This window comes from Paenibacillus spongiae (assembly GCF_024734895.1).
Taxonomy (GTDB): domain Bacteria; phylum Bacillota; class Bacilli; order Paenibacillales; family Paenibacillaceae; genus Paenibacillus_Z; species Paenibacillus_Z spongiae.
In genome coordinates this window covers 1,717,741-1,738,762 of sequence record NZ_CP091430.1, presented here as the reverse complement: position 1 = coordinate 1,738,762, position 21,022 = coordinate 1,717,741, and the positions used below count along the sequence as shown (strand labels likewise).

Here is a 21,022-nt window from a genome sequence, read left to right as displayed (position 1 = left end):
ACGCCTCCCAATCTTATCCTTCGCCCGTAACGAATTTATATCCTTGACCGCGGACGGTCTCGATACTACCCGGAAGGCCGAGCTCCTCCAGCTTCTTGCGGAGCCTCGTGACATTGACCGTCAGCGTGTTGTCGTCGACAAACTGAACGTCGTCCCACAACGTCTCCAGCAGCTGCTCGCGCGTCACGATTCGTCCCGCATGGCCGATCAAGCATTCAGCCAGCAGGCATTCATTCTTGGTCAGGGCGACGGTAACGCCCTGACGATCCAGCTCGCTTCGGCTAAGATCCAGCTTAAGCCCGTCCGCTTCAAGCAGCGCGCCCGTATTGTGCCCGGCGGCATACTCGCCGTACGCCCGGCGGAGGAGCCCCTTGATTTTGGCAACCAGCAGATCGAGCGGAATCGGCTTCGTAATATAATCGTCTCCTCCGTTCTCAATCGCCATCACCTGATCCATCTCGCCGGAACGCGCGGAGACGAACAGAATCGGCGCGCTTGTAACGGTCCGGAACTGCCGGCACCAGTAATAACCGTCAAAATGGGGCAGGTGGATGTCCAGCAGGATGAGATGGGGTTTAACCTCCACGGCCTCCTTCTTCAAGTCATGAAGGCGGATCGCCCGAACGGCTTCGAAGCCGTATTTATCCAGCGACTGCTTAAGCAGCAAGCCGATTTTGTCATCATCTTCAACAATCATGATCCGATACATCGTTCAACCACCTATTTTCCAACTTAACTTCTATACAATTACGCTATTATTCATTCCTGACATGCGGCTAAACTTCCTTCGCTTCGGGTTCTATTGTACCCGAATTAATTTTTGAATCGCAATGCCCGAAGGACGGCGAATCGCTTCTGGATAGTTGATAACCTTCATTTCAGTCCTTCATTTCCCTCCTGCGGTTCACTATAATGAGAGTGACATTCCAATATGAAGGAGAGATGTTGGCATGAAGTACCGCAAGCTTGGCAAGAACGGTCCCGAAATATCTGTAATTGGCTTCGGCTCTTGGGCGATTGGCGGAAGCGGATGGGCAAGCGCATGGGGAGAGCAGGACGACGATCAGTCCTTCGAAAGCGTGCGCGCGGCGCTGGATGCCGGAGTTACCTTCTATGATACGGCGGCTGTCTACGGACTGGGCCATTCGGAAGCGATGATCGGCAAGGCGCTTGGCGGCGATCGCCATAACGTCATTTTGGCGACCAAATGCGGGCTCGTCTGGGACGAATCGAAAGCGATTTCCCGAAGCGGGACCTATGACTCCGTCATACGTGAAGCGGAGGCTTCCCTCCGCCGGCTCGGAACCGACTATATCGACTTGTACCAAATGCACTGGCCGGCCGAAGACGCACCCGCGGAAGAGACTATGCGCGCCATGGACAAGCTCGTACAGGACGGGAAAGTCAGATATGTCGGCGTCAGCAATTACAATGTCGAGCAGCTTGAGAAATCGCTTACTGTCCGGCATGTAGACTCCCTTCAACCCCCTTATTCGATTCTGAGGCCGGCCATCGAAGAGCAGGTGCTGCCGTTCTGTCTCAAGAACGGGATTGGCGTCGTCGCATACAGCCCGCTCACATCGGGGCTGCTCTCGGGCAATTATACCTATGACACGAAATTCACCGAGGACGATTGGCGTTCACGGAATAAAGCGCATACCGGGGAAGGCCTGCGCAAGAACGTCGATAAAGTCGAGAAGCTGAAGCAAATTGCGGCGCGTCACGGCCTGACCATGCCGCAGCTGGCGGTTGCTTATGTGCTTGCGCATCCGGCGCTGGCGAGCGCGATAGTCGGCGTTCGGAAGCCAAGCCATATTACGGGCGTGCTCCCCGCAGCCGACGTCTCGCTCGACGAAGTCACCCTGGCCGAAATTCGCGCCATTGCTGCGGAATAACCGCCAATAACTGGGATGGTTGCTGCAAAGCCCAACGTGTTTTTATCCTTCGCACCGCGCGCAGTTCCCTGCGCGGTGTTTTCGTTGCATGTCGGGGGGCGGTCGACCACAACCCCTAACGCAAAGAGGCTGGACAGGTTTGTATTACCTGTTCAGCCTCTTTCAGTGTATGATTGCGCGATCTAAATAGGCTTTCTAAATCGATCCTTACCTGAATTAATCGGCAATCGAATATTTGGCCCGGGCAAGGCGGGTCGCTTCTACCATGTGCCGCAAGGAGGTCTCGGTTTCCTCGCGTCCGCGCGTCTTCAACCCGCAGTCCGGGTTAATCCAGAACAAGGCGGGATTCAACACCTGGAGCGCGCGATCGATCATGTCGGACATTTCCTCGACCGGCGGAACACGCGGACTATGAATATCATAAACGCCGAGCCCAATCCCCAGATCGTAGGTATTCTCCTCGAAGCTGTGAATCATCTCGCCATGGCTTCGCGACGTCTCGATCGAGATGACATCCGCGTCCAGCTCCTTGATGGCGTCAATCATATCGTGGAATTCGCAGTAGCACATATGGGTGTGGATCTGCGTCGAATCCGCTACGGTGCAGGTCGCCAGCTTGAATGCTTTAACCGCCCAATCCAGGTAGGATTCATGCTCTTCTTCCTTGAGAGGCAAGCCTTCGCGCAGGGCAGGCTCGTCGACTTGAATCATGCCGATGCCCGCCTTCTCCAGCGCCTCCACCTCCAGCCGAAGCGCATAGGCGATCTGATAGGCAACCTGCTCGCGTGTTATGTCCTCACGGACGAACGACCAGTTCAGAATCGTGATCGGACCGGTCAGCATGCCCTTGACCGGTTTGTCCGTCAGCGATTGCGCATAGACCGTCTCTTCAACCGTCATCGGACTAGTAAAGGCGACGTCGCCATATATAATAGGAGGCTTCACGCAGCGGGAACCATAGGATTGAACCCAGCCGTTCCGGGTAAAGGCGAAGCCGGCCAGCTTCTCTCCAAAATATTCGACCATGTCCGTACGCTCGAACTCTCCGTGCACCAGCACGTCAAGGCCGATTTCTGCCTGCAGCTCGATCCAGATCCCGATCTGCTCCTTGATATAGTCGCTGTAGCGTTCGGCGCTCCAGTCGCCCTTGCGCCAATTTTGACGCGCCTGGCGTACCTCTGCCGATTGCGGGAAGCTCCCGATCGTCGTCGTCGGCAATAAAGGAAGCTGCCACTTCTGCAGCTGAATGCTGTGGCGTTCCTTAAAGCTGCTAGCGCGTGCTGCAGATTGAGCCGCCATGAGCGATACCGCCTGCTGCACGTCTTCCCGGCTGCGCGCAGGCGATTGCTGGAGCTTCCTTAGCGCCTCCTTCTGCCCGGCAAACGCTGCCGCGGCGGAAGCGCCGCTTGCTGCTGCACCCGCAAGAAGCACGATTTCATCCAGCTTCTCGTCGGCGAAGGCGAGCGCATTGCGCAGCTCGGGGGCAAGCTGCGTCTCCCTCTCGGCGGTTACCGGCACATGCAGCAGGCTGCAGGATGATTGCACGATAATCCGGTCATATCCCACTTTATCCGCAAGCTGACCCATCAGATCCAGCTTCTGCTCCAGGTCGGCGCGCCAGATGCCGCGCCCGTCGATTACGCCGGCGCCCAACAGCTTGCCCGCGGGAAACCCATGCTTTGTCAGCGCAGCCAGATTCCCGTTCCCGCCGTGGACGAAATCCAGACCGATACCGTCGACCGGCAGCTTCACGATCTCCTCGTAGCTGTCGACCGCTTCGAAATACGTTTGAAGCATAATCTTCAGCTTCGGCGCTCCTTCGGCAAGCTTTTCGTAGATCGTCTTCAAACGGATGATATCCTGATCCGACACGGACGTGACGAGAATCGGCTCGTCGATCTGCACCCATTGCACACCTTCCCGCTCCAGCTCCTGCACAACTTGTACATACAGCGGGAGCAGACGCTCGATCCAAGCGTCGATGCCGGCGGCGTCATAGCCTTTGGACAGCTTCAGGAATGTGAGCAGGCCGACCAGTACCGGCTTCCCTTCGATGCCGAGCGCCTCCTTCGCTTCCTTGTAAGCGGCGAGCGGACGATTCTCCGTTAGAGCCGGTGCCGCATCGCTTAGTTCCGGCACGATATAGTGGTAATTCGTATTGAACCACTTCGTCATCTCGCAAGCAGCAGCCCCTTGCGTTCCCCTGGCCATGGCATAATAGACGGACAGCGGCACGCGTCCTCCTTCGTAGGCGAAGCGCTTCGGAACAATCCCGAACATCGCTGCCGTATCCAACATATGATCATAGAAGCTGAAATCGTTGACGGGAATCCAATCGATCCCTTTCAGCTGCTGCTTCTTCAAGTGGCTTAGCCGGATTTCTTGAAGCCGTGCCGTGAACTCAGCCTCCTCCAGCTTGCCCGACCAGAACGTTTCAAGCGCCTTCTTCCATTCCCGGTCCGCTCCGATCCGCGGGTATCCCAAACTGCTGCTTCTCACCATGTAAGATTCGCCTCCATAAATTAGGTCTGTTATTCATACATTCATGCAAAAAAGACATCCTTCCCCTTATGAAGACAAGGGAAAAGATGCCTCTCGTTTACGTACAACGGCGGCTGCCATCTTTAACACCTCCCTATCTCCCGTAGGTACAGCAGTGCTTTCAAGAACAGGCAGGTCTCCTGGCTTCAGAATCAACGTCCGCGCAGCCGCCTTCCCAATTGAAAGCTCAATCAGTGGCTCTAGGCTGCAGACTCCTCTGTTACAGTGGCGGGACCGCGCCGGCATCTCACCGGACTTCCCTATTAAGCGCCGGGGAAAGTTCCCGGAGCACCTGTTCCAAATTATTTTATTGAGCGATGGTTCACATCACTGCATAAGTATACATAATGATTAATATTAATACAACACTATTTTAAAAATCGCTTAATTATATAGGTTGAATCAAAGTAAGGAATAGCGACACAGTGCTTGAAGATTGATTATGGAAAGCGGCAGCGGTTCGTTGGCAGGAAACCGTTATGGCTGCGTATTCATGTATGTTATACAACATTGGACGGGTAAAACGCTGATGAATTGATGATTGTTGTAAAATCTGCAATAATTCTCCCCTGCAGAGCGGTTAACCGATGATTTCGCATCCCCAATGCTGTATAAAGTACAACAATATAGTCATTGAGGCTGTATGACGAGGATAATGTTGCATGCTGTACAATACTTTCTCAGCTACATCGATCGAACTAAGAAAATTTTGCATTCATGGACGGTACCGGCAGTGATCGTAAGACCATTGAAAGACCATTCTGCCCATACGGTTAGCTGTGTTCAAATAATTGAACTTATTTAGCTGTACGGATGTCTTGGACCGACCTGCATACTGGAACTGGTCCAGGTGGACGGCTTCATACGATTGAACGGAAGCTCTGACAACACGCAAAAAAGCCCCGAACGATAGCTGTAATGGCTTCGCTCGGGGCTTGCATCTATACGCGGGGCACGAAGTCCCTCTAATGGATCAGCATTCGCCTTCGGCAGCCGGTTTGCCCGCAGCCGTAGCTGTACGGAACGAAGAACCGCAGCCGCATGTTACGGAAGCATTCGGATTATGCATCGTAAAGCCGCCACCCATGGCGGATTCCTTGAAGTCGATCTCAAGTCCGTTCAAATATTTGAGGCTTTCGTTGTCTACCGCAACGGTAAGCCCGTTAATTTCCATGAATTGATCGTCGGCATTACGCTCGTCGTCAAAACCCATTCCGTATGAAAATCCGCTGCAGCCGCCTTCCTTCACGCTGACGCGAAGAAACATATTCGGCGTACCTTCGGCCTCCAGCATCTCTAGTATTTTCTCGTTCGCTAAATCGGTAACTGTGATCATGTGCATTCCCTCCCGTTTTCGCCGCTTCCGCCTTCAGGGCTCTCTTCAATGAGACAGCCCCTGCCGGAAGTGCGCTAATACCCCTAGTATACTCCTAATCGACAATTGCCTCAAGAGACGGATGTCCGTCCATTATCATGCTCAATTCCGCCTGTGCTCCTTCATCAGACTTTTCTTGTTGCCGCACCGCAGAGAGAAGATTATAATAAGGACAGTTATTGTGATTTGTATCCGCTCGGGGTCAGAAAGTTCTTTTTTTCACAAAGTTTCAGCCTACTTGCCTTCCTTTATCATACCCATCCCCCGTGACACAGGATTTCCATCGCATACCCGACGATTGCGGCTGCTCATGCAACACGTTAGAAGTGCAGCCTTATTCAGCCATGCGCAACATCAATTCCCATTATCCGGACCAATATGTGCCCGGCGGACCAGGAGGAAACTCTCATGAACGTCGTCATACCAACAGAAGACAAACAGATGCAGCTTATTAAGGAGAAAGTCAGCTCCGGTGAGCGGCTTTCGCATGAGGACGGCGTGTTTCTGTACCGTTCCGACGATCTGCTGTCGATCGGCCAGATGGCCAACGAAGCCAATTTGCGCAAGAACGGGCGCAAAGTTTATTTTATCGAGAATATGAGCTTATACTTTACGAACGTCTGCGAAGCGCGCTGCGCGTTTTGCAATTTCCGCAAGGATCAGGGCGACGAAGGCGCCTATACGCTAAGCGGACCGGAGATGATTGAGTATGTGGAACAGCATTTCCATCCGGGCGTACGGGAATTCCATATTGTAGGCGGCCATAATAACCATGTGCCGTTTCAATATTATGTCGATTCGTTAAAATCATTACATGAGCGCTATCCCGATGTAACGCTTAAAGCCTACACGGCTGCCGAGATCGACTTCTTCTCGCGCATCAGCGGTCTCAGCTACCGCGAGGTGCTGCAGGAGCTGATGAAGGCCGGCTTGAAGAGCCTGACAGGCGGTGGAGCCGAAATCCTGTCCGATGAATACCGGCGCAAGATGAAGGTCACCAAGGCAGACGTCTCGCAATATTTGGACGTTCACCGTACCGCGCACAACCTCGGATTGCGTACGCACACGACCATGCTGTACGGCTCGGTCGAGAAGCATGAAGACCGCATCAGCCACATGATGCAAATACGCGAGCTGCAGGACGAAACGAACGGCTTTCTCGTCTTTATTCCGCTTTCCATGCAGCCCATTAGCCCGAAAGCAAGTATCCGCCGCCGTAATTCGGCCTTCGAAGATTTGAAGACGATTGCGATCAGCCGCTTGATGCTTGACAATTTCCAGCATATTAAAGCGTATTTCATCAATATCGGGACGCAGCTGACGCAAGTCTCGCTTACGATGGGCGCCTCCGACGTTCACGGTACGATTGTGAAGGAGCGGATCAGCCATGCAGCCGGAGCGCTTACGCCGGAAGGCATTACACGCGAAGACTTGATTTGGCTGGTGAAAGGCGCGGGCCGCATTCCAGTTGAACGCGACACCTTCTACAATGAAATTAAAGTGTACGAGTAAGAAATTCCGCGCATACTAAACGTATACAAAATAGCGAAGACAGCATGAGGGCATTATTCTTACAAATATAACGCAAGGTTGGGATTTCAATGAAACGCATTATCATTTTAGGCGGCGGCTACGGCGGCTTAACCGTCGCACATGAGCTTCTCGCAGGCGAGCTGCCGGACAACTCGCATATCGTCCTTATTGACCGCATGCCTCACCAAGGGTTAAAAACGGAATATTATGCCCTCGCGGCGGGAACGGTGGCAGATGTTGATCTGCGGATTGCTTTCCCATCGGATCCGCGTCTAATTATGACATATGGCGAAGTCATAGACATTGATTTGAACAACAAACAGGTCATGATGGCCGGTCAAGACCCGCTCTCATACGAATGGCTTATCATTGCCTTGGGCTGTACGGACAAATACCACGGCATCGATGGCGCAGCGCAATATTCGAACAGCATTCAGACGTTCGGCGCTACGCGCAGGACGTATCAGCAGTTGAACGATGTGAAGCCGTATGGCCAAGTTACGATCGTCGGCGGCGGGCTTAGCGGCGTAGAGGTCGCATCCGAGCTGCGCGAAGGACGGCCGGACCTCAACATTCGTATTCTGGACCGCGGACCGTCCATTCTATCCGCATTCCCGAAGAAACTCCAGCATTACGTCTCCGAGTGGTTTCTGGAGCATCATGTGGAGATGCGGGGTCACGTCGCCCTGAGCCGCCTGGAGAAGGGCGTGCTCTACGACAGCAATTCCCCTCAGCCGATCTTAACGGATGCTACGGTTTGGACGGCCGGCATTCAGCCCGTATCGGTTGTCCAACGCATGCAGCAGCCCAAGGATAATATGGGCCGTCTGATCATTAATGAATATCATCAGCTGCCGGAGTACAACAATGTCTACATCGTCGGCGATTGCGCCGCACTCCCCTTCTCGCCGAGTGCGCAAGCTGCCGAGGCGCAAGGCAAGCAGGTAGCCGAAGTATTGCAGGCGTTATGGAATGACAAGAAGCCCCGGATTTCGAAGATCAAGCTGAGGGGCGTTCTCGGCTCGCTCGGCAAGAAAGCAGGGTTTGGATTAATGGGTCGCACGGCTATTATGGGACGGGTGCCACGCGTATTGAAGAGCGGCGTATTGTGGAAATCCAAGCGCCACCTTGGGTAGAAGGCTTCACTTCGGATGCCTAGGGGCGTTTTACGCCCCCTAGCCTTCGATCCGCTCGGCATTGACTTCTTCCATGATGCGGTCATATAGTTCATCGGCAGTGGAAGCCGCAACAATTTCACCATTTACGAGAGCGAACGGAAACAAGTAGCATTCTCCGCAGTTGCCCAAACAGCCGTATTCGATGACTTCGGTCAGGCCTTCCTGCTCGAGCCGCTTCATGATTCGATCGGTATCGTGATGCATATTACTTGCGCAAAATTCTATAATGGGTTTTTGCATCATTCATTCACCTTGTTCCTGCTTTGATATCCATTTTCAATTGTATCGTTTTGTACTATAATAGGGGAGAAAGGAGTTGAGTGCAATGAGCGAAAGCACACAAAATACCATGTATGATGAAGTATTGGACGTTCTGGATAAACTTCGTCCGTTCCTGCAGCGCGACGGCGGCGACGTTGAACTAGTCGACGTTGAAGATGGTATCGTTAAATTGCGTCTTGTAGGTGCTTGCGGCAGCTGTCCAAGTTCGACGATTACGCTTAAAGCGGGTATCGAGCGCGCCCTGCTGGAAGAAGTCGAAGGCGTACAAGAGGTTATGCAAGTATTCTAAGACCGAACGGTCCATTATTCAATAAGAGTCTTGCCGGCATAAGCATTTCATCCGAAATGCGAATCCGGCAAGACTCTTTCTCTGTTTTATGGATCTATCAGGACTGGCTGATTATACTCGTTTTAATCGGATCGAACCCGCCGTTGACATCAACGATGTTGCCGGTCAAATAATCGGATTGCGGCAGACATAGGAAAGTAATGACGCGTGCGATATCTTCACCGCTTCCCGGACGGCCGAGAGGCGATTCCTCATCGCGTTCATGGAGCACTTCAGCGATGGTCCGCTCCTTATTGATGCCGCGAATATCGCCGGGACATATCATATGAACTGTAATCCCGCTGGAAGCTTCTTCGACGGCAAGCGTCTTCGTGAATGAGACGAGGCCCGTCTTCGCGGCCGCGTACACGGCACGATGTGGCCAAGCACGGCCTTCTCCTGCATGGCCGAAGCCGAAGTGAATGATCCGCCCCCACTGGCGTGCTCTCATTCCTCCAAGAAGCATATGGTCGAGCAGCATAACGCCAAGCAAATTGCCATGCAGCAGGCCGACGATTTCCTCTTCGTCGTAGTCCGCGAATACCCGGCGCTCCCGGATAAAAGGGCCCGCGTTGTTGATCAGAATGTCGATACCGCCGGTGGAGGACCACTTCTCCGCTTGTTCGGCGAGTTGCTTGACCTCTCCCTGATGTGCAATATCGGCGCGGATTGCTGTTGCGCGAACGCCCAGCTGGCTGATCACTGCGGCAAGCGAATGAGCCTCTTCCGCACTGTTCACATAGTTAAGAACGATATCGCATCCCATATTCGCCAGCGCTAATGCCGTCATTTTTCCTAAACCTTTGGCACTGCCCGTGACCAATGCCGTTCTGCCCTTCAGCTCCATGGGCATTCCCTCCTCATGTAAACGAACGACGTTCCTTGAGAAGTATAGCATATTACAGTCTTTTCCTCATCCGTCTTTCTGCATATTCGAACGACAAGCGCAAGCTTTCCATGACAAGATCCATTCCCTGCCGCAAGTCCTCCGATTGCGCCTGCAAATTCTCCAGTCTGTAACCGGAGCCGTATGCGGTGTGGCTCTGCATCAGATCATCCTGCATTTCCGAATTCATGTAATGAACCTCGGTGTTCCGGCGTTTGCGCAGCCGGCCCATCGGCTCCTTATAGCGTTCCTTCAGCTCATTCAATGCGAGCATCAGCTCGGGATGCGCATTGCGCTGGCGCATGTTGCGAAGAACGGTAAAGTATGAGAAATGCGCCTTGAACCTCTCGGTCTGCAGCTCCAAAACATCGTTGAGCAGCGTACCCAGCTTGTCCAGAATCGAGAACAGCCGAATAAAGGCATTCTTGTCGAAGTAAACATATCGGTTATAATCGAGCCGCTCCGAGCTTGACATGGCGTCAACCGAGCCGGACGTCACCTTGGCCGCAAACTTCTGGGAAGCATATTGGCTCTGTTCCAGTTCATCAAGAGAAGCCAGCAGCCCTAACGTCCAAATTTCGTACTTGCGCAGCTTATGGCTGGAATCGCTGTCGCGCTCGATTCGTTTATTCAGCATACGGCCGAACCGTTCCATGGCCTGCATCGCGCTTAGCAGCTTGCCCTCCGCTTGACGCGGCTGTTCATCGAAGATCATACGCAGCATCGTCTCTTATGCCCCTCCCTGCGCAGCAAGGTGTCCGTGCTTGGAATTCGTTTAGGATGCCCTGCTTAAGGTTCAATAAGCCTGGTCAGTATTCAATCTTCTGTTTAGCCCCAACTACAGCGTGTTTGGACAGTCAGTTTGATCATCGATCCGAACGATCATCGATTCAACCGGTGTTCCTGCCACTTCCAGGCTCGGATGGCCAAATCGGCGACTACCCCGAAGAAAGCGGAAATAATCAGGTTATGGAGCATATTCGTAAAAATAAACAGCTCTTCATTCGTCAGCGTTGCCGTCAGAAGCGCTCCGCTGAGCACTTGGGCGACAATGAGGGCGAATGCGATGACGCCGGAGCGGCGCAGTGCCGCATTCGTTTGGCAGACGCGGTTGATCAAGATCATCAGCCAGCCTACGACGAGAAACAGAATGAATGCTGCAACCCGGTGTGCAAATACGAAACGGGTTATTCCTTCCCATTCGGGAATAATCTGTCCATTGCAGAGCGGCCATCCCAGACAACCGCCTGCTGCATCGGTATGGCGGATGTAGGCGCCCAAATAAATGACGAAATAACAATATACAATTGTAGCAATCGCCAGCATCAAGACCGATCGCGGCACCGCAGCCGCAGGCTTGTCAAGCGATTCTCCCCGGTTCATCCGTCTTGCCCACAGCCAGAGGAGCAGCGTGAAAGCGAAGGCCATGATGGACAAACCGAAGTGAAGCGCCATTACTGCAGCCGATTGCGGCCACATCACAGCTGCGGCACCCATCAGCGCTTGCAGCACGGTAAAGAAGAGTGCGCCGGACGCATGGACGACTCCCTCGCGGTAACGAAAACGGCGGTACAACAGAATGCTTCCAATGAAGGAAGCGAGAACGAAAAGCCCAACGATACTTGTAACAAGCCGGTGGGAGTATTCAATGAAAGATTCAAGCGTATAGGCAGGAATGAACTTACCGTGACATAGCGGCCAATCGTCGCCACATCCGCGGCCGGACTCTGTATTCGTTACGAGCGCGCCGCCAAGCAGTACAAAGAGCATTCCGAGGCACGTCACAGCAGTGAGCATGCGAAACCGTCTGGATACCATGTGTCATCACCTTACTTCCGCGAAATAATCTACTCAATTATAGCCATAAAGATAGGCAAAAACCATGTTGAAAATGTGAACATGGCGATGTATTTCCGGTGTGTCACACTTCGGACATCCTTTAGTATAGCCCGATTCCGCGCAAAAAAAAGACCGCAGGCTGGCCGGAAGTACGGCCATAGCCTGCGGACATTTAACGAGCGCCTATCCGTTATTTAGCGCTCCATCCACTTGAAGCGCGCGGTCAAGGAATTGTTCGATTTCTTCGCGGGTTTTGCGAAGCTTGCTGACGAAGCGGATCATTTCCTTGCCGCTTCGGAACGCAATGAAGCTTGGAATACCGAGAATGTTCAATTCGCTGCACAAGTCCGGCAGTTCATCCCGGTCGATCTGAAAGAACCGGATTCGTCCATCATACTGCTGCTCGACATCCGGCATGAACGGATCGAGAAAGTGGCAATCCTTGCACCAGGTCGTCTTGAACACGGCGACTGTTAATTCTTCCGAAGCAATGGCTTCGCGGAATGCTTCTTCGGTACGAATACTTACCATCGTGCTGTGCTCCCTCCTAAAAACGAAGCCTCATCGGCTCGTTACAGTTCGCGTTCGATAACGAGCATTTTCTCGTCATCGTAGCTGTCCTCCCAGTATACCTTACCGCCAAGCGCTTTGACAAAGTCGCGTGCCGGCACATAGGTAACGCCGTCCACAACGGTGACGGGGAAGGACCAATTAACGGTTTTGCCGTTAATTGCCGCCTGCTTGCTGCCGCTCTTCAGTTCGATCGTCGTCGAGGTCGCATCGTCGCGAAGCGTGATGCTCTTTCCTTTGTCCGTCGCCTTGATCGTTGCTCCAAGCCGATCCGACGTATCCCGCAGCGGAATGAGCGTAATTCCTGCCGGCGTTATAATCGGCGGGTTGCTGCTGTACTCCGGGTACATATGGATTTGCTGACGCGAAATGTGCATCTGATTGCGCAGTATGTCGTACATTACCGAATTGTTGTCAAACTGCCGCAGCACTTGGTAGCCTTGCATATCGAAAAACTGTTCAACCGTTAAACCGTCTTTGGGAATGACGGCTTCATCCGGCTTGATGTCTCCGTTCACATTAGACTTCTCGGAAGTCGCCTTGATCCAGATGCCTGTAATTGGGGAGAAGGACATTTCTTCATCGCCTTCAACCGCGGAAGGCTTAACGGATACTTCAATTACTGATTTACGAACGTCGAGCTTGCTATCGACGAAGAGGTCCGCCTTGACGAACGTTTCTTCATTAAAGATAGCGTTAACGAAGTCGGCTTCCTCTTTCTCCGCTTGTTCCATCTCTTGCTTCAAATCCGCAATGCCTTGAACGATCTCATTGACGGCTTCGTCGATGGCCTTCGAACGGTCATCTTCTTCAGGTATGGAACCGAAGATGCTCTCCGTGTCGACTCCCGCGGAACCAAGCACGTCTTCTTGGCTTTGAACCAGATCGTATACGGCCGCAATCGTCTTGCGGAGATTTTCTTTGTCGCTTACGAGCGCATCCATATAGGACTTGATCCATGGATAGATTTCCTTGCCGCTCAGTTCTGCCTGAACATGCATCACATTGACATTTTCGCCGCGAACGGTTTCCTGAGCCGGACTTACCTTAATCCGCGCCGGATTCGGCAATTTGTCGATCGCATAGCCGGCCACCGTCTCGATCAGCTGCTGGCCTGCTTTGGCCAGGCTCTCTTCTTGGTCTTGTGTAAGCTCTGGCTGATCCGGTTTCCCGTCGATGGATAATTCTTGATCCACCACTTGTCCGAACAATTCGTTCGACGCCATCAGATTCGCGACTTCAAGCACAATCGGCTTCTTGGCGCCGTCCAGCTCAAGAACGGCGGCTTCCGCGTTCATAGCCAGCTTGAAGCCGATCTGCTTCTTGCCCAGCTCCAGTTTCCCCTTGAAGGAGGCATTCTCCGCATCCTTCACCTTGATGTCATCCAGCGTCAGCTTGATATGGGAAATAAGATCAAATAACGCCTTATCTTCTTCTGACGCCCCCAGCTCCCCTTCATCCATTAGAAGCTTGAACTCGAGGGTCTGGCTTCCTTCGTATGCGCCCACCTTAAGCGTTTGCTTCAGCATTTGGTTCAGATCGACCCCGCCGACAGCTTGACAGCCGGCTGCAATCATCATAACTGCCGCGAGCATGACCGCTAATACCGATTTTCGTTTCATCCATTTGACCATAAAAAAACCCCTCTCCATGGGTAGAAAGACTAATGCCTATTCTACCATGCAGAGGGGGTTATTGGAATATATAAGGAAAATTATAGACTAGCTGCTCCCTGTCCCGCGGCTTCTTGCAATCCGCATGACTGGTCCGAGAAGCTTACGCAGCGGACCCGGGAATTGACGGGCATCCTCCGGCCTTACAACCCGAAGCAGCACGAGCAGCAGGACATATAGGCCTAGCGCTACAATGCCTGTGGCTGCAGCGGAGAGGAAGTACGTCAGCTTGGACGGCAAGCCTTCCAGCAGCTGTCTGACGCCCATATCCACGAGCCAGCCCGTTCCTGCGGATACGATGATGGTGGCCATGTAACCAAGCCAGCGCGACCCGAGAATCGAGTACGGAACCACTTTGCGGATCGCCCGCAGGTTGAGCGAGGCAATGGTCAGGAAGCATAGCGTGGAGGCGATGATAAGCCCATAAGCGCCGAGGAGCGGTGCAAGCACCACGCTGCCGACGACTTTCACAATCAGGCCGGCCACGGTATGCATCATCGGAAGCTTCGCCCTGCCAAGACCGAACAGGATGGAGTTGCTCGTCATCATCGTAATCTGGAAGATCGTTCCGGCCGTAAGCGCCGCAACCAGCCCGCTGCCGCTCGCATCTTGATAAATCAATCCGGTTACCGATGGTGCCGCAACAACCAGAGCAAGCGCAGCCGGAACGCCGGTGAAAACCACGATGCGCATAACAAGCGACGTCTGCCGCTGCACCTCGTCCATATTCTTGACGGAATACGCCGACGAGATGATCGGCAGAATCGATGTACTTAACGCGATGGCCAGAATCGGCGGGATGCCAGCCAGCGCCTGAGCCCGGTTCCCAAGCTCCGCCAATGCCTGCAGCGAATCGGCGCTGCTCGCGTAGAACGCATCCGTCAGTCTCTCAAACAGCCAGGTGTCAAAATTATAAATGAATTGAACCGTCATCGCAGCGATGACGATTGGAATCGAGATGGCGAACATCTCGCGGTAAATCGTCTTGAAGGAAAGCCGGCGGCTCGTGTCGGGCCGCGGCTCCGGTTCACTCTTCGCTTCCTGAATATCCTGCTTTCGCAGTTTGCGGGCATAGTACAACATGACGGCGAAGGCCGCCAAGCTGCCGAATACGCTGCCGAATGCCGCAGCAGCCGCCAGCCAGCGGTCGCCCCATCCCCATGATAACACAATCAAAACCAGACCGATCGCGGTCAGGACGCGGGCGAACTGCTCGATAATTTGTGAAATCCCGCCCGGCGTCATCAGCTGCCTGCCTTGGAAGTAGCCGCGCATCATCGCGATGACCGGAAACACCAGCAGTGCCGGCGCAATGGCCGCAACGGCTGCCGAGGCGTCGGGATGGCCTCCGGAAGCCGCAAATACGGGAGCCAGGAAGAATAGTAATGTCGCAATGATGACGCCAGCCAACAAGCCGAATAATAACGCAGCCCTGTAGATCCGCTGTGCCTCCCGCTTCCGGCCCAACGCATAGCGCTCGGATATCATCCTGCTGATCGCGCTTGGGATGCCGCCGGTTGCAATAATCAGGAGCAGCAGGTAAACGTTGTTCGCTATATTGAAGTAGGCAATGCCGGCGCTTCCCATAAGATAATCGAATGGAATGCGCTGGAACAACCCGAGAAACCGGGCCACCAGCGCCGCCGCTGCGAGAATGAGCGTCCCTTTTATCAAGGAGTCCTTTTTTGCCATACGCTGTAAGCCGATCTCCTTGCTGTAAGTTTATTTCGATTTGATGGTCTCAAGCGGCTGATGATTGCCGCGAACCGGAGCAGCCGCACCGGACGGAGCAGCCCATTTGATTCCGTTACGAATAACTTGCAGGACGTTCTTGTCGTAGTAAGTCGGATACGTCTCGTGACCCGGACGGAAATAGAAGACTTTGCCTTGTCCGCGGAAGAAGGTACAGCCGCTGCGGAACACCTCGCCGCCTTCGAACCAGCTGATCAGCACCAGCTCGTCCGGCGCTGGAATATCGAAGTGCTCGCCGTACATTTCCTCACGCTCTAGCTCGAAGTGCTCCGGCAATCCCGCAGCGATCGGATGCGCAGGGTTAACAACCCAAATCCGCTCCGTCTCATTCGCTTCGCGCCATTTCAGGTCGCAGCCGGTTCCCATCAGCTTCTTGAAGATTTTGGAGAAGTGTCCCGAATGGAGAACGATTAGCCCCATTCCTTGCAGGACGCGGGCCTGAACGCGGTCGACAATGGCATCCTCCACTTTGTCATGACCCATATGTCCCCACCAGATAAGAACGTCGGTATTCGCCAGAACCTCTTCCGTCAATCCATGCTCCGGCTGATCCAATGTTGCGGTACGGACCTCGAAGCCGTCCGTGCCGATCCCGTTGGCAATTGCGTTATGGATGCCGTCCGGGTAAACCTTGCGTACTTCCTCATGCTGCTTCTCATGCAAAAATTCGTTCCATACCGTTACTTTAATCATGAATACAACCTCCTAAAATGTGATCCGCTTCACCGCCGGTTATCCGGCAAGCCGGCATCGGATCGCCGTAAGTAATCCGTTGACCGCCATCATGCAGCACGACACCGCTCTAAAATCGATGTGCCGCTGCTCCCAATAACGCAGCGTAGAAAGCAGGCTAGATCCAAATAATGAACAATACGATCATGACAGCTTGCAAAATAATCTTGACGACCATGCTGGAAAACAGCCCGACTACCGAGCCGAAGCCGACTTTAAGCGACTTGTCGAAGCTTGCGCCGGCAAACAATTCGCCAATAATCGCGCCGATCAGCGGGCCTAGCAATAATCCGAAGGCCGGAATGGCGAACGGTCCGACAATAACCCCGACCGTACTTCCGATAACGGATGCGCGAGAGCCTCCGAACCGTTTCACTCCCCATGCATTGACCGCATAATCGGCAATAAACAGCGCCGCGACGATCAGCGTCTGAATCGTCCAAAACCAGAAACCGAATGGCGAGAAGGATATAAAAAAACCGTAAACGAAAAAAGCGGCGTAGATCGCTAACGCCCCCGGCAATATCGGGAAAATGGCACCGGCCATCCCAATTGCAAACAATGCGATGACAATGATCCAACCCGCGATTTCCACCCTTCTCTCACCCTTTCAGCACAAAGTTTCGAATCAGATGCGCGACAGCATGCTCGTTATTGGTTACGATGACCTCATCGGCAGCTTCTTTAACCACAGCCTGCGCATTACCGACCGCAACGCCTAGACCGGCCTTGCGGATCATATCGATATCGTTCAGGCTGTCGCCCATTGCGGCCACCTGGGACATATCGATGCCAAGCAGGCCGCACAGCTCCTGGATTGCGGTTGCCTTGGTGACTCCCGCAGGGTTCATCTCCAGGTTCGAGTGAGACGAATTCGTAATCTCCAAACCGCCCCAGCCGGACGTTTCGCGGTAGATGTCCGCCAGCATGGCCTCATCCTCGGTGTAATAACCGAATTTCAGCCAGTGATGCGACTCGTAATCCTCGCCGGTCCTGAGCCATTGCTCCTTGTTGAAAATGCCTCCGGTCGTGTACGCCCAATACCAGCATTCCTCATGCTTCAGCGCCAGCTCGTGGAGCCGCTTGATGTAAGATACCGGCATAAGCGACCGCTTGTGAAGCACATGCGGCCTGTGCCAAATTTCGCCGCCGTTAACCGTAATCATCGGCGTATCGAGCTTCAGCTGCTCCGCATAAGGCAGCGCGCTTTGAAAACCGCGCCCGGTTGCAAAGCAGACCGTCACGCCTGCATCGAGCGCCTTCCGGATCCACATCTGATTCTCTTGGCTGATTTCTTGCACTTCATTCAGCAATGTTCCATCCATGTCGAGTGCTACCAGTTTGATTGCTCCCAAAATATCTGTCCTCCCGAATCCATCGCAGAAATCGTGTTGCCTACATGCAATCTTAGCACATTTGGGCCCGATTCCAAACTATTACCGAGAAAAACCCCACCCTCGATTTTCCACCCTTACCGATCCATTGCATCGTGTTGGACTCTCGATCGCAAAAGAGCCGCAGCGACAAGGCTGCGGCTTCCCATGGTTGGACACGAACTTTCTTCGCTTCAGCAGAAGGGCTGTACGATTATTTCAACGGCGCAGCTGGTATACTTCTATATTCACGTATCGCGAATTACTATGCAGTGATTATTGTCACGTTATGGACCTGCAATCCGATGCGTAAACATCCACTCCCATCAAGCCGACCGCTTCTATTTGATCCTCCGCGGCATGGCCTGCAGCATACGCAATGGTCCCCGACGTATTCACAGATCGAAGCTTGCCTTCTTCGGACGCCGTCCGATCGTCTCCGCAAGCCGAGACCAAGACTGTCGTCACCGATAAGAACAGCACGGCCCAGAACCAGCGGCGGATAGCAGAGTTCGTTTTTGAACGCATAGTATGAACCTCCCTTATGAGCTTCTTGATGCCTAAGCGCTTTGATAATTCCGATAGCTTGTTTATTTGATTGAGCAATAGTTTGCTCAACGCTTCTTTTTTATTATTATGCAAATATGTTTCATTAGTGCAACTTTTATTGTTGTTAAGTCCTCGCCTATAACTATGGTTGTATACCTGTCAACCCGATAGCGATGATAATCATCATGCGGTATTTCCGCCACACCAAAACCCGTCATCGGCGGATGACGGGCTCTCGGTCTATTCTTCAATCGCGTCTCCTTCCCTTTGCGGCTTCTGCAAGGCGACCGCAACGGTGACGCAAGGCAATCCCTATTTCTTCAGAAGCTCAAGCCGCTTGCGGCGGATTCCATCGTTATGCCGGTCCGTAATTCTTCTCATGCCTTCGCCGATCGCGTTCCACGCCATATCCGGGAACGCGGCACGGTAGTCGTTCGATTCGGAGCCGCGGTAGCCCCACACCAGAATTTGGCGAGCGCCTGCGTCATAAGCCGCATCGGTCGCCCAGATGATCTCTTCTTCGCGTCCCGGAGGGGTGCCGTATCCTTGTATCCAGATGTTGTGATCTTTATTGTGCTTTCTGCATACTTCCAAATTTAATTTGGTATTTTCGTAGACGAAATCGTACGGGTGCACATCCTTTTGTCCAAGCCAGTACGGATCGGAGCCGATGTTCTCCAGCGTATCGAGACCGCAAATCTGCTCGATCGAATCGAGATTGATGCCGTGAGCGCCGCCGAGCATGACGCAGACGATGTTTGCCATCTCTTTCTTCTTGCTATATTCCGTCACCTCGCGGAAATAATCGACGACCGACCAGATGCGGAACGCTTCCACATGCTCGTCGAACGCCTCCGGCATGTCTCTTCCGTATTTGTCCTTGAATCGTGATTTACAGCGGCTGCAGGCGCACGTAAATACCTTCGGCTTGCCATTTTCCATCGATTTGGCGGCAAGGTGCGGTTCATCCCAGAATATGCTCTTGCCGCCGATCTCCTGTACGGCGTCGATCCATTCCTTCGTGAATTGGCGGAAATTCGGGCTGTTCAAGCAGGCGCGGACCGGATCGACCGAGCCGTCCGAATACACTTGATGGCTGTCCGGATAATAGGCTAGAAAGTGCGACTTGTCTCCCGGAGGTCCGCCAAGGCCCCAGTTGTCGACCCAGACGTCAAGTCCATGTCCTTCGGTAATTTGAATGATCTCCTTCATAATTCGGCGGTGACGGTCCCAATCGGTGTGAGAAAACATGTGGACGACGAGGTTGAAATGCCGGTTTACAATGTCGCGCATATCGGTCTCGACATGGCGCAAAATCCGGTTTCCGTGGTACGCAACGCCCTTGATCAGCTTATCCTGCTGGCGATGGATCATAACGGTTAGCTCCTTCTTCCTAATGTATTCATTCATGGGCCCTTCGATAAACCCACGTTCCCCTGCGCCTGACGCCTCTTGAAGCGGATGTAATTGTAATCGCTTCCAGATGTCGGGTTTGATATACTTAAATGCAACCGGATTCGTGAGTGAACAGCCGAGTCAAACGAATGAAAGCTTTATCATTTACAATAGCAAGGATCAGGAGTGGAGGGTAGACATCCGATGACCATGTTATTGGACTATATGATCAGTCCGCAGCCAATTCGAATCATCGATCTGAAAGTAGATCGCGCCAAGTTGAGAATAAAAGGATTGACCCCTCTTCAATTCGGTCATTTGCCCGGAAGAATAATGATGCGCCGCAGCGCCATGCCGGAAAGCTGGGCGCTTACTTACATCGTTAGAGGACGGGGGACGTTCCAGGCTGGCGACGGGCCTGTCCAGAGACTGGAAGCAGGCTGTTTGTTCTGGGAGCACCCGGACAACGTATTTCACTACGGACCGGATCCCGGGGAAGATTGGGACGAGTATTATGTGTACTTCTCGGGCAGCCGCATTCAGGAATGGCAGGAGAACCGGCTGCTGCAGGATGAGGATACGGTGTTCCGGATCGGGCTTGACAGCAAATGGGTCCGCAAAATCGAAACGATCGGCGATTATTTGGAAAGCGGGCTGGCCGACAATGCCGACAGGGCGGCACTGCTGCTGGAATCGCTCATTTATGATTTTTGCTCGGCTAATGAAAGCCGGAGAACGGTCGATAGACCGAGCCGCAAACCCGAGATCGCGCTGCAAATATTGGAGGACATCGCGAGCGGCTTATACCGGCCCTGGGACGAGCGCCAGATATGGGAGCGCAATCATATCTCCCGCTCCACGCTTCGCCGCATCGTGCTCCAGAATACCGGTTATTCGCTGAACGAATACGTGAACCGGCTCAAAGTATCCGAAGCGAAAAAGCTGCTGCGCATGACCGGTATGCAGATCAAGGTCATCTCGCAAAAGCTCGGCTTCGACGACGCCGCCTACTTCTCCCGCCTGTTCCGGAAATTCGCCGGCATGTCTGCCGCTGAGTTTCGCGCGAAGCATCATGATACGGGCTGATTTCAAAAATATCGAATCCGCCGGTCAATGGCAGC

Annotated in this window: 20 protein-coding genes and 1 riboswitch; of the genes, 5 read left to right on the top strand and 15 right to left on the bottom strand. The window is 53.3% G+C overall.

Annotated elements, in window-relative coordinates; translation table 11 throughout:
- Window positions 1–13: 13 nt before the first annotated feature.
- Window positions 14–709 carry a response regulator transcription factor gene (locus L1F29_RS07980; protein WP_258387801.1) on the bottom strand — a complete coding sequence of 232 codons (696 nt, stop codon included), beginning with the start codon at window positions 707–709 and terminating at the stop codon, window positions 14–16.
- 241 nt (window positions 710–950) lie between these two features.
- Between L1F29_RS07980 and L1F29_RS07975 the strand changes: the two genes are divergently transcribed.
- A complete protein-coding gene (locus L1F29_RS07975) occupies window positions 951–1,895 on the top strand; it encodes an aldo/keto reductase (RefSeq protein WP_258387800.1) in 945 nt (314 codons plus the stop codon).
- 216 nt (window positions 1,896–2,111) lie between these two features.
- On the opposite strand, the gene metE is transcribed toward L1F29_RS07975, so the two are convergent.
- Window positions 2,112–4,397, bottom strand: a complete 2,286-nt coding sequence (gene metE / locus L1F29_RS07970; protein ID WP_258387799.1) for a 5-methyltetrahydropteroyltriglutamate--homocysteine S-methyltransferase — start codon at window positions 4,395–4,397, stop codon at window positions 2,112–2,114.
- Window positions 4,398–4,549: 152 nt separating this feature from the next.
- A riboswitch (cobalamin riboswitch) is annotated at window positions 4,550–4,747 on the bottom strand.
- A 662-nt stretch (window positions 4,748–5,409) separates the two neighbouring features.
- Window positions 5,410–5,772 (bottom strand): HesB/IscA family protein, encoded by a 363-nt coding sequence (locus L1F29_RS07965; protein WP_258387798.1) that lies wholly within the window; start codon window positions 5,770–5,772, stop codon window positions 5,410–5,412.
- A gap of 447 nt (window positions 5,773–6,219) precedes the next feature.
- Between L1F29_RS07965 and mqnE the strand changes: the two genes are divergently transcribed.
- Window positions 6,220–7,323, top strand: a complete 1,104-nt coding sequence (mqnE, locus tag L1F29_RS07960) for an aminofutalosine synthase MqnE (protein WP_258387797.1) — start codon at window positions 6,220–6,222, stop codon at window positions 7,321–7,323.
- A gap of 89 nt (window positions 7,324–7,412) precedes the next feature.
- Window positions 7,413–8,480 carry an NAD(P)/FAD-dependent oxidoreductase gene (locus L1F29_RS07955; protein ID WP_258387796.1) on the top strand — a complete coding sequence of 356 codons (1,068 nt, stop codon included), beginning with the start codon at window positions 7,413–7,415 and terminating at the stop codon, window positions 8,478–8,480.
- Between the two features lie 39 nt (window positions 8,481–8,519).
- Here L1F29_RS07955 and L1F29_RS07950 read toward each other — a convergent pair whose 3' ends face one another.
- Window positions 8,520–8,762, bottom strand: coding sequence for a YuzB family protein (locus tag L1F29_RS07950; protein WP_258387795.1), 243 nt, complete (start codon window positions 8,760–8,762; stop codon window positions 8,520–8,522).
- Between the two features lie 85 nt (window positions 8,763–8,847).
- On the opposite strand from L1F29_RS07950, the gene L1F29_RS07945 reads away from it, so the two are divergent.
- Window positions 8,848–9,093, top strand: a complete 246-nt coding sequence (locus tag L1F29_RS07945; protein ID WP_258387794.1) for a NifU family protein — start codon at window positions 8,848–8,850, stop codon at window positions 9,091–9,093.
- Window positions 9,094–9,190: 97 nt separating this feature from the next.
- On the opposite strand, the gene L1F29_RS07940 is transcribed toward L1F29_RS07945, so the two are convergent.
- The 11 genes from L1F29_RS07940 to L1F29_RS07890 form a co-directional block, all read right to left on the bottom strand.
- Entirely contained in the window at window positions 9,191–9,979 is a 789-nt protein-coding gene (locus L1F29_RS07940) for an SDR family oxidoreductase (protein WP_258387793.1), read from the bottom strand.
- A gap of 52 nt (window positions 9,980–10,031) precedes the next feature.
- Window positions 10,032–10,742, bottom strand: coding sequence for a Cthe_2314 family HEPN domain-containing protein (locus L1F29_RS07935; protein WP_258387792.1), 711 nt, complete (start codon window positions 10,740–10,742; stop codon window positions 10,032–10,034).
- A 158-nt stretch (window positions 10,743–10,900) separates the two neighbouring features.
- Window positions 10,901–11,836 (bottom strand): COX15/CtaA family protein, encoded by a 936-nt coding sequence (locus L1F29_RS07930; protein WP_258387791.1) that lies wholly within the window; start codon window positions 11,834–11,836, stop codon window positions 10,901–10,903.
- Between the two features lie 204 nt (window positions 11,837–12,040).
- On the bottom strand, window positions 12,041–12,388 hold the full coding sequence (locus tag L1F29_RS07925; RefSeq protein WP_258387790.1) for a thioredoxin family protein: 348 nt from the start codon (window positions 12,386–12,388) through the stop codon (window positions 12,041–12,043).
- Window positions 12,389–12,429: 41 nt separating this feature from the next.
- Window positions 12,430–14,061, bottom strand: coding sequence for a copper amine oxidase N-terminal domain-containing protein (locus tag L1F29_RS07920; protein WP_258387789.1), 1,632 nt, complete (start codon window positions 14,059–14,061; stop codon window positions 12,430–12,432).
- Between the two features lie 87 nt (window positions 14,062–14,148).
- Window positions 14,149–15,792 (bottom strand): putative polysaccharide biosynthesis protein, encoded by a 1,644-nt coding sequence (locus L1F29_RS07915; RefSeq protein WP_258387788.1) that lies wholly within the window; start codon window positions 15,790–15,792, stop codon window positions 14,149–14,151.
- A 30-nt stretch (window positions 15,793–15,822) separates the two neighbouring features.
- Entirely contained in the window at window positions 15,823–16,545 is a 723-nt protein-coding gene (locus L1F29_RS07910; protein WP_258387787.1) for a ThuA domain-containing protein, read from the bottom strand.
- Window positions 16,546–16,702: 157 nt separating this feature from the next.
- Window positions 16,703–17,179, bottom strand: a complete 477-nt coding sequence (locus tag L1F29_RS07905; RefSeq protein ID WP_258387786.1) for a DUF456 domain-containing protein — start codon at window positions 17,177–17,179, stop codon at window positions 16,703–16,705.
- Window positions 17,180–17,186: 7 nt separating this feature from the next.
- Entirely contained in the window at window positions 17,187–17,939 is a 753-nt protein-coding gene (locus L1F29_RS07900) for a Cof-type HAD-IIB family hydrolase (protein ID WP_258387785.1), read from the bottom strand.
- Between the two features lie 300 nt (window positions 17,940–18,239).
- Complete coding sequence (locus L1F29_RS07895; RefSeq protein WP_258387784.1) at window positions 18,240–18,485, bottom strand: hypothetical protein; 246 nt, start codon at window positions 18,483–18,485, stop codon at window positions 18,240–18,242.
- A gap of 333 nt (window positions 18,486–18,818) precedes the next feature.
- Window positions 18,819–19,880, bottom strand: a complete 1,062-nt coding sequence (locus tag L1F29_RS07890; protein ID WP_258387783.1) for a hypothetical protein — start codon at window positions 19,878–19,880, stop codon at window positions 18,819–18,821.
- A 225-nt stretch (window positions 19,881–20,105) separates the two neighbouring features.
- Between L1F29_RS07890 and L1F29_RS07885 the strand changes: the two genes are divergently transcribed.
- Complete coding sequence (locus L1F29_RS07885; RefSeq protein WP_258387782.1) at window positions 20,106–20,987, top strand: helix-turn-helix transcriptional regulator; 882 nt, start codon at window positions 20,106–20,108, stop codon at window positions 20,985–20,987.
- Window positions 20,988–21,022 lie beyond the last annotated feature (35 nt).

Bases quoted from the DNA above. Each gene is read 5' to 3' on its own strand.
- L1F29_RS07980 (WP_258387801.1), bottom strand. From the start codon at position 709: ATGTATCGGATCATGATTGTTGAAGATGATGACAAAATCGGCTTGCTG.
- L1F29_RS07975 (WP_258387800.1), top strand. From the start codon at position 951: ATGAAGTACCGCAAGCTTGGCAAGAACGGTCCCGAAATATCTGTAATT.
- metE (WP_258387799.1), bottom strand. From the start codon at position 4,397: ATGGTGAGAAGCAGCAGTTTGGGATACCCGCGGATCGGAGCGGACCGG.
- L1F29_RS07965 (WP_258387798.1), bottom strand. From the start codon at position 5,772: ATGATCACAGTTACCGATTTAGCGAACGAGAAAATACTAGAGATGCTG.
- mqnE (WP_258387797.1), top strand. From the start codon at position 6,220: ATGAACGTCGTCATACCAACAGAAGACAAACAGATGCAGCTTATTAAG.
- L1F29_RS07955 (WP_258387796.1), top strand. From the start codon at position 7,413: ATGAAACGCATTATCATTTTAGGCGGCGGCTACGGCGGCTTAACCGTC.
- L1F29_RS07950 (WP_258387795.1), bottom strand. From the start codon at position 8,762: ATGCAAAAACCCATTATAGAATTTTGCGCAAGTAATATGCATCACGAT.
- L1F29_RS07945 (WP_258387794.1), top strand. From the start codon at position 8,848: ATGAGCGAAAGCACACAAAATACCATGTATGATGAAGTATTGGACGTT.
- L1F29_RS07940 (WP_258387793.1), bottom strand. From the start codon at position 9,979: ATGGAGCTGAAGGGCAGAACGGCATTGGTCACGGGCAGTGCCAAAGGT.
- L1F29_RS07935 (WP_258387792.1), bottom strand. From the start codon at position 10,742: ATGCTGCGTATGATCTTCGATGAACAGCCGCGTCAAGCGGAGGGCAAG.
- L1F29_RS07930 (WP_258387791.1), bottom strand. From the start codon at position 11,836: ATGGTATCCAGACGGTTTCGCATGCTCACTGCTGTGACGTGCCTCGGA.
- L1F29_RS07925 (WP_258387790.1), bottom strand. From the start codon at position 12,388: ATGGTAAGTATTCGTACCGAAGAAGCATTCCGCGAAGCCATTGCTTCG.
- L1F29_RS07920 (WP_258387789.1), bottom strand. From the start codon at position 14,061: ATGGTCAAATGGATGAAACGAAAATCGGTATTAGCGGTCATGCTCGCG.
- L1F29_RS07915 (WP_258387788.1), bottom strand. From the start codon at position 15,792: ATGGCAAAAAAGGACTCCTTGATAAAAGGGACGCTCATTCTCGCAGCG.
- L1F29_RS07910 (WP_258387787.1), bottom strand. From the start codon at position 16,545: ATGATTAAAGTAACGGTATGGAACGAATTTTTGCATGAGAAGCAGCAT.
- L1F29_RS07895 (WP_258387784.1), bottom strand. From the start codon at position 18,485: ATGCGTTCAAAAACGAACTCTGCTATCCGCCGCTGGTTCTGGGCCGTG.
- L1F29_RS07890 (WP_258387783.1), bottom strand. From the start codon at position 19,880: ATGATCCATCGCCAGCAGGATAAGCTGATCAAGGGCGTTGCGTACCAC.
- L1F29_RS07885 (WP_258387782.1), top strand. From the start codon at position 20,106: ATGACCATGTTATTGGACTATATGATCAGTCCGCAGCCAATTCGAATC.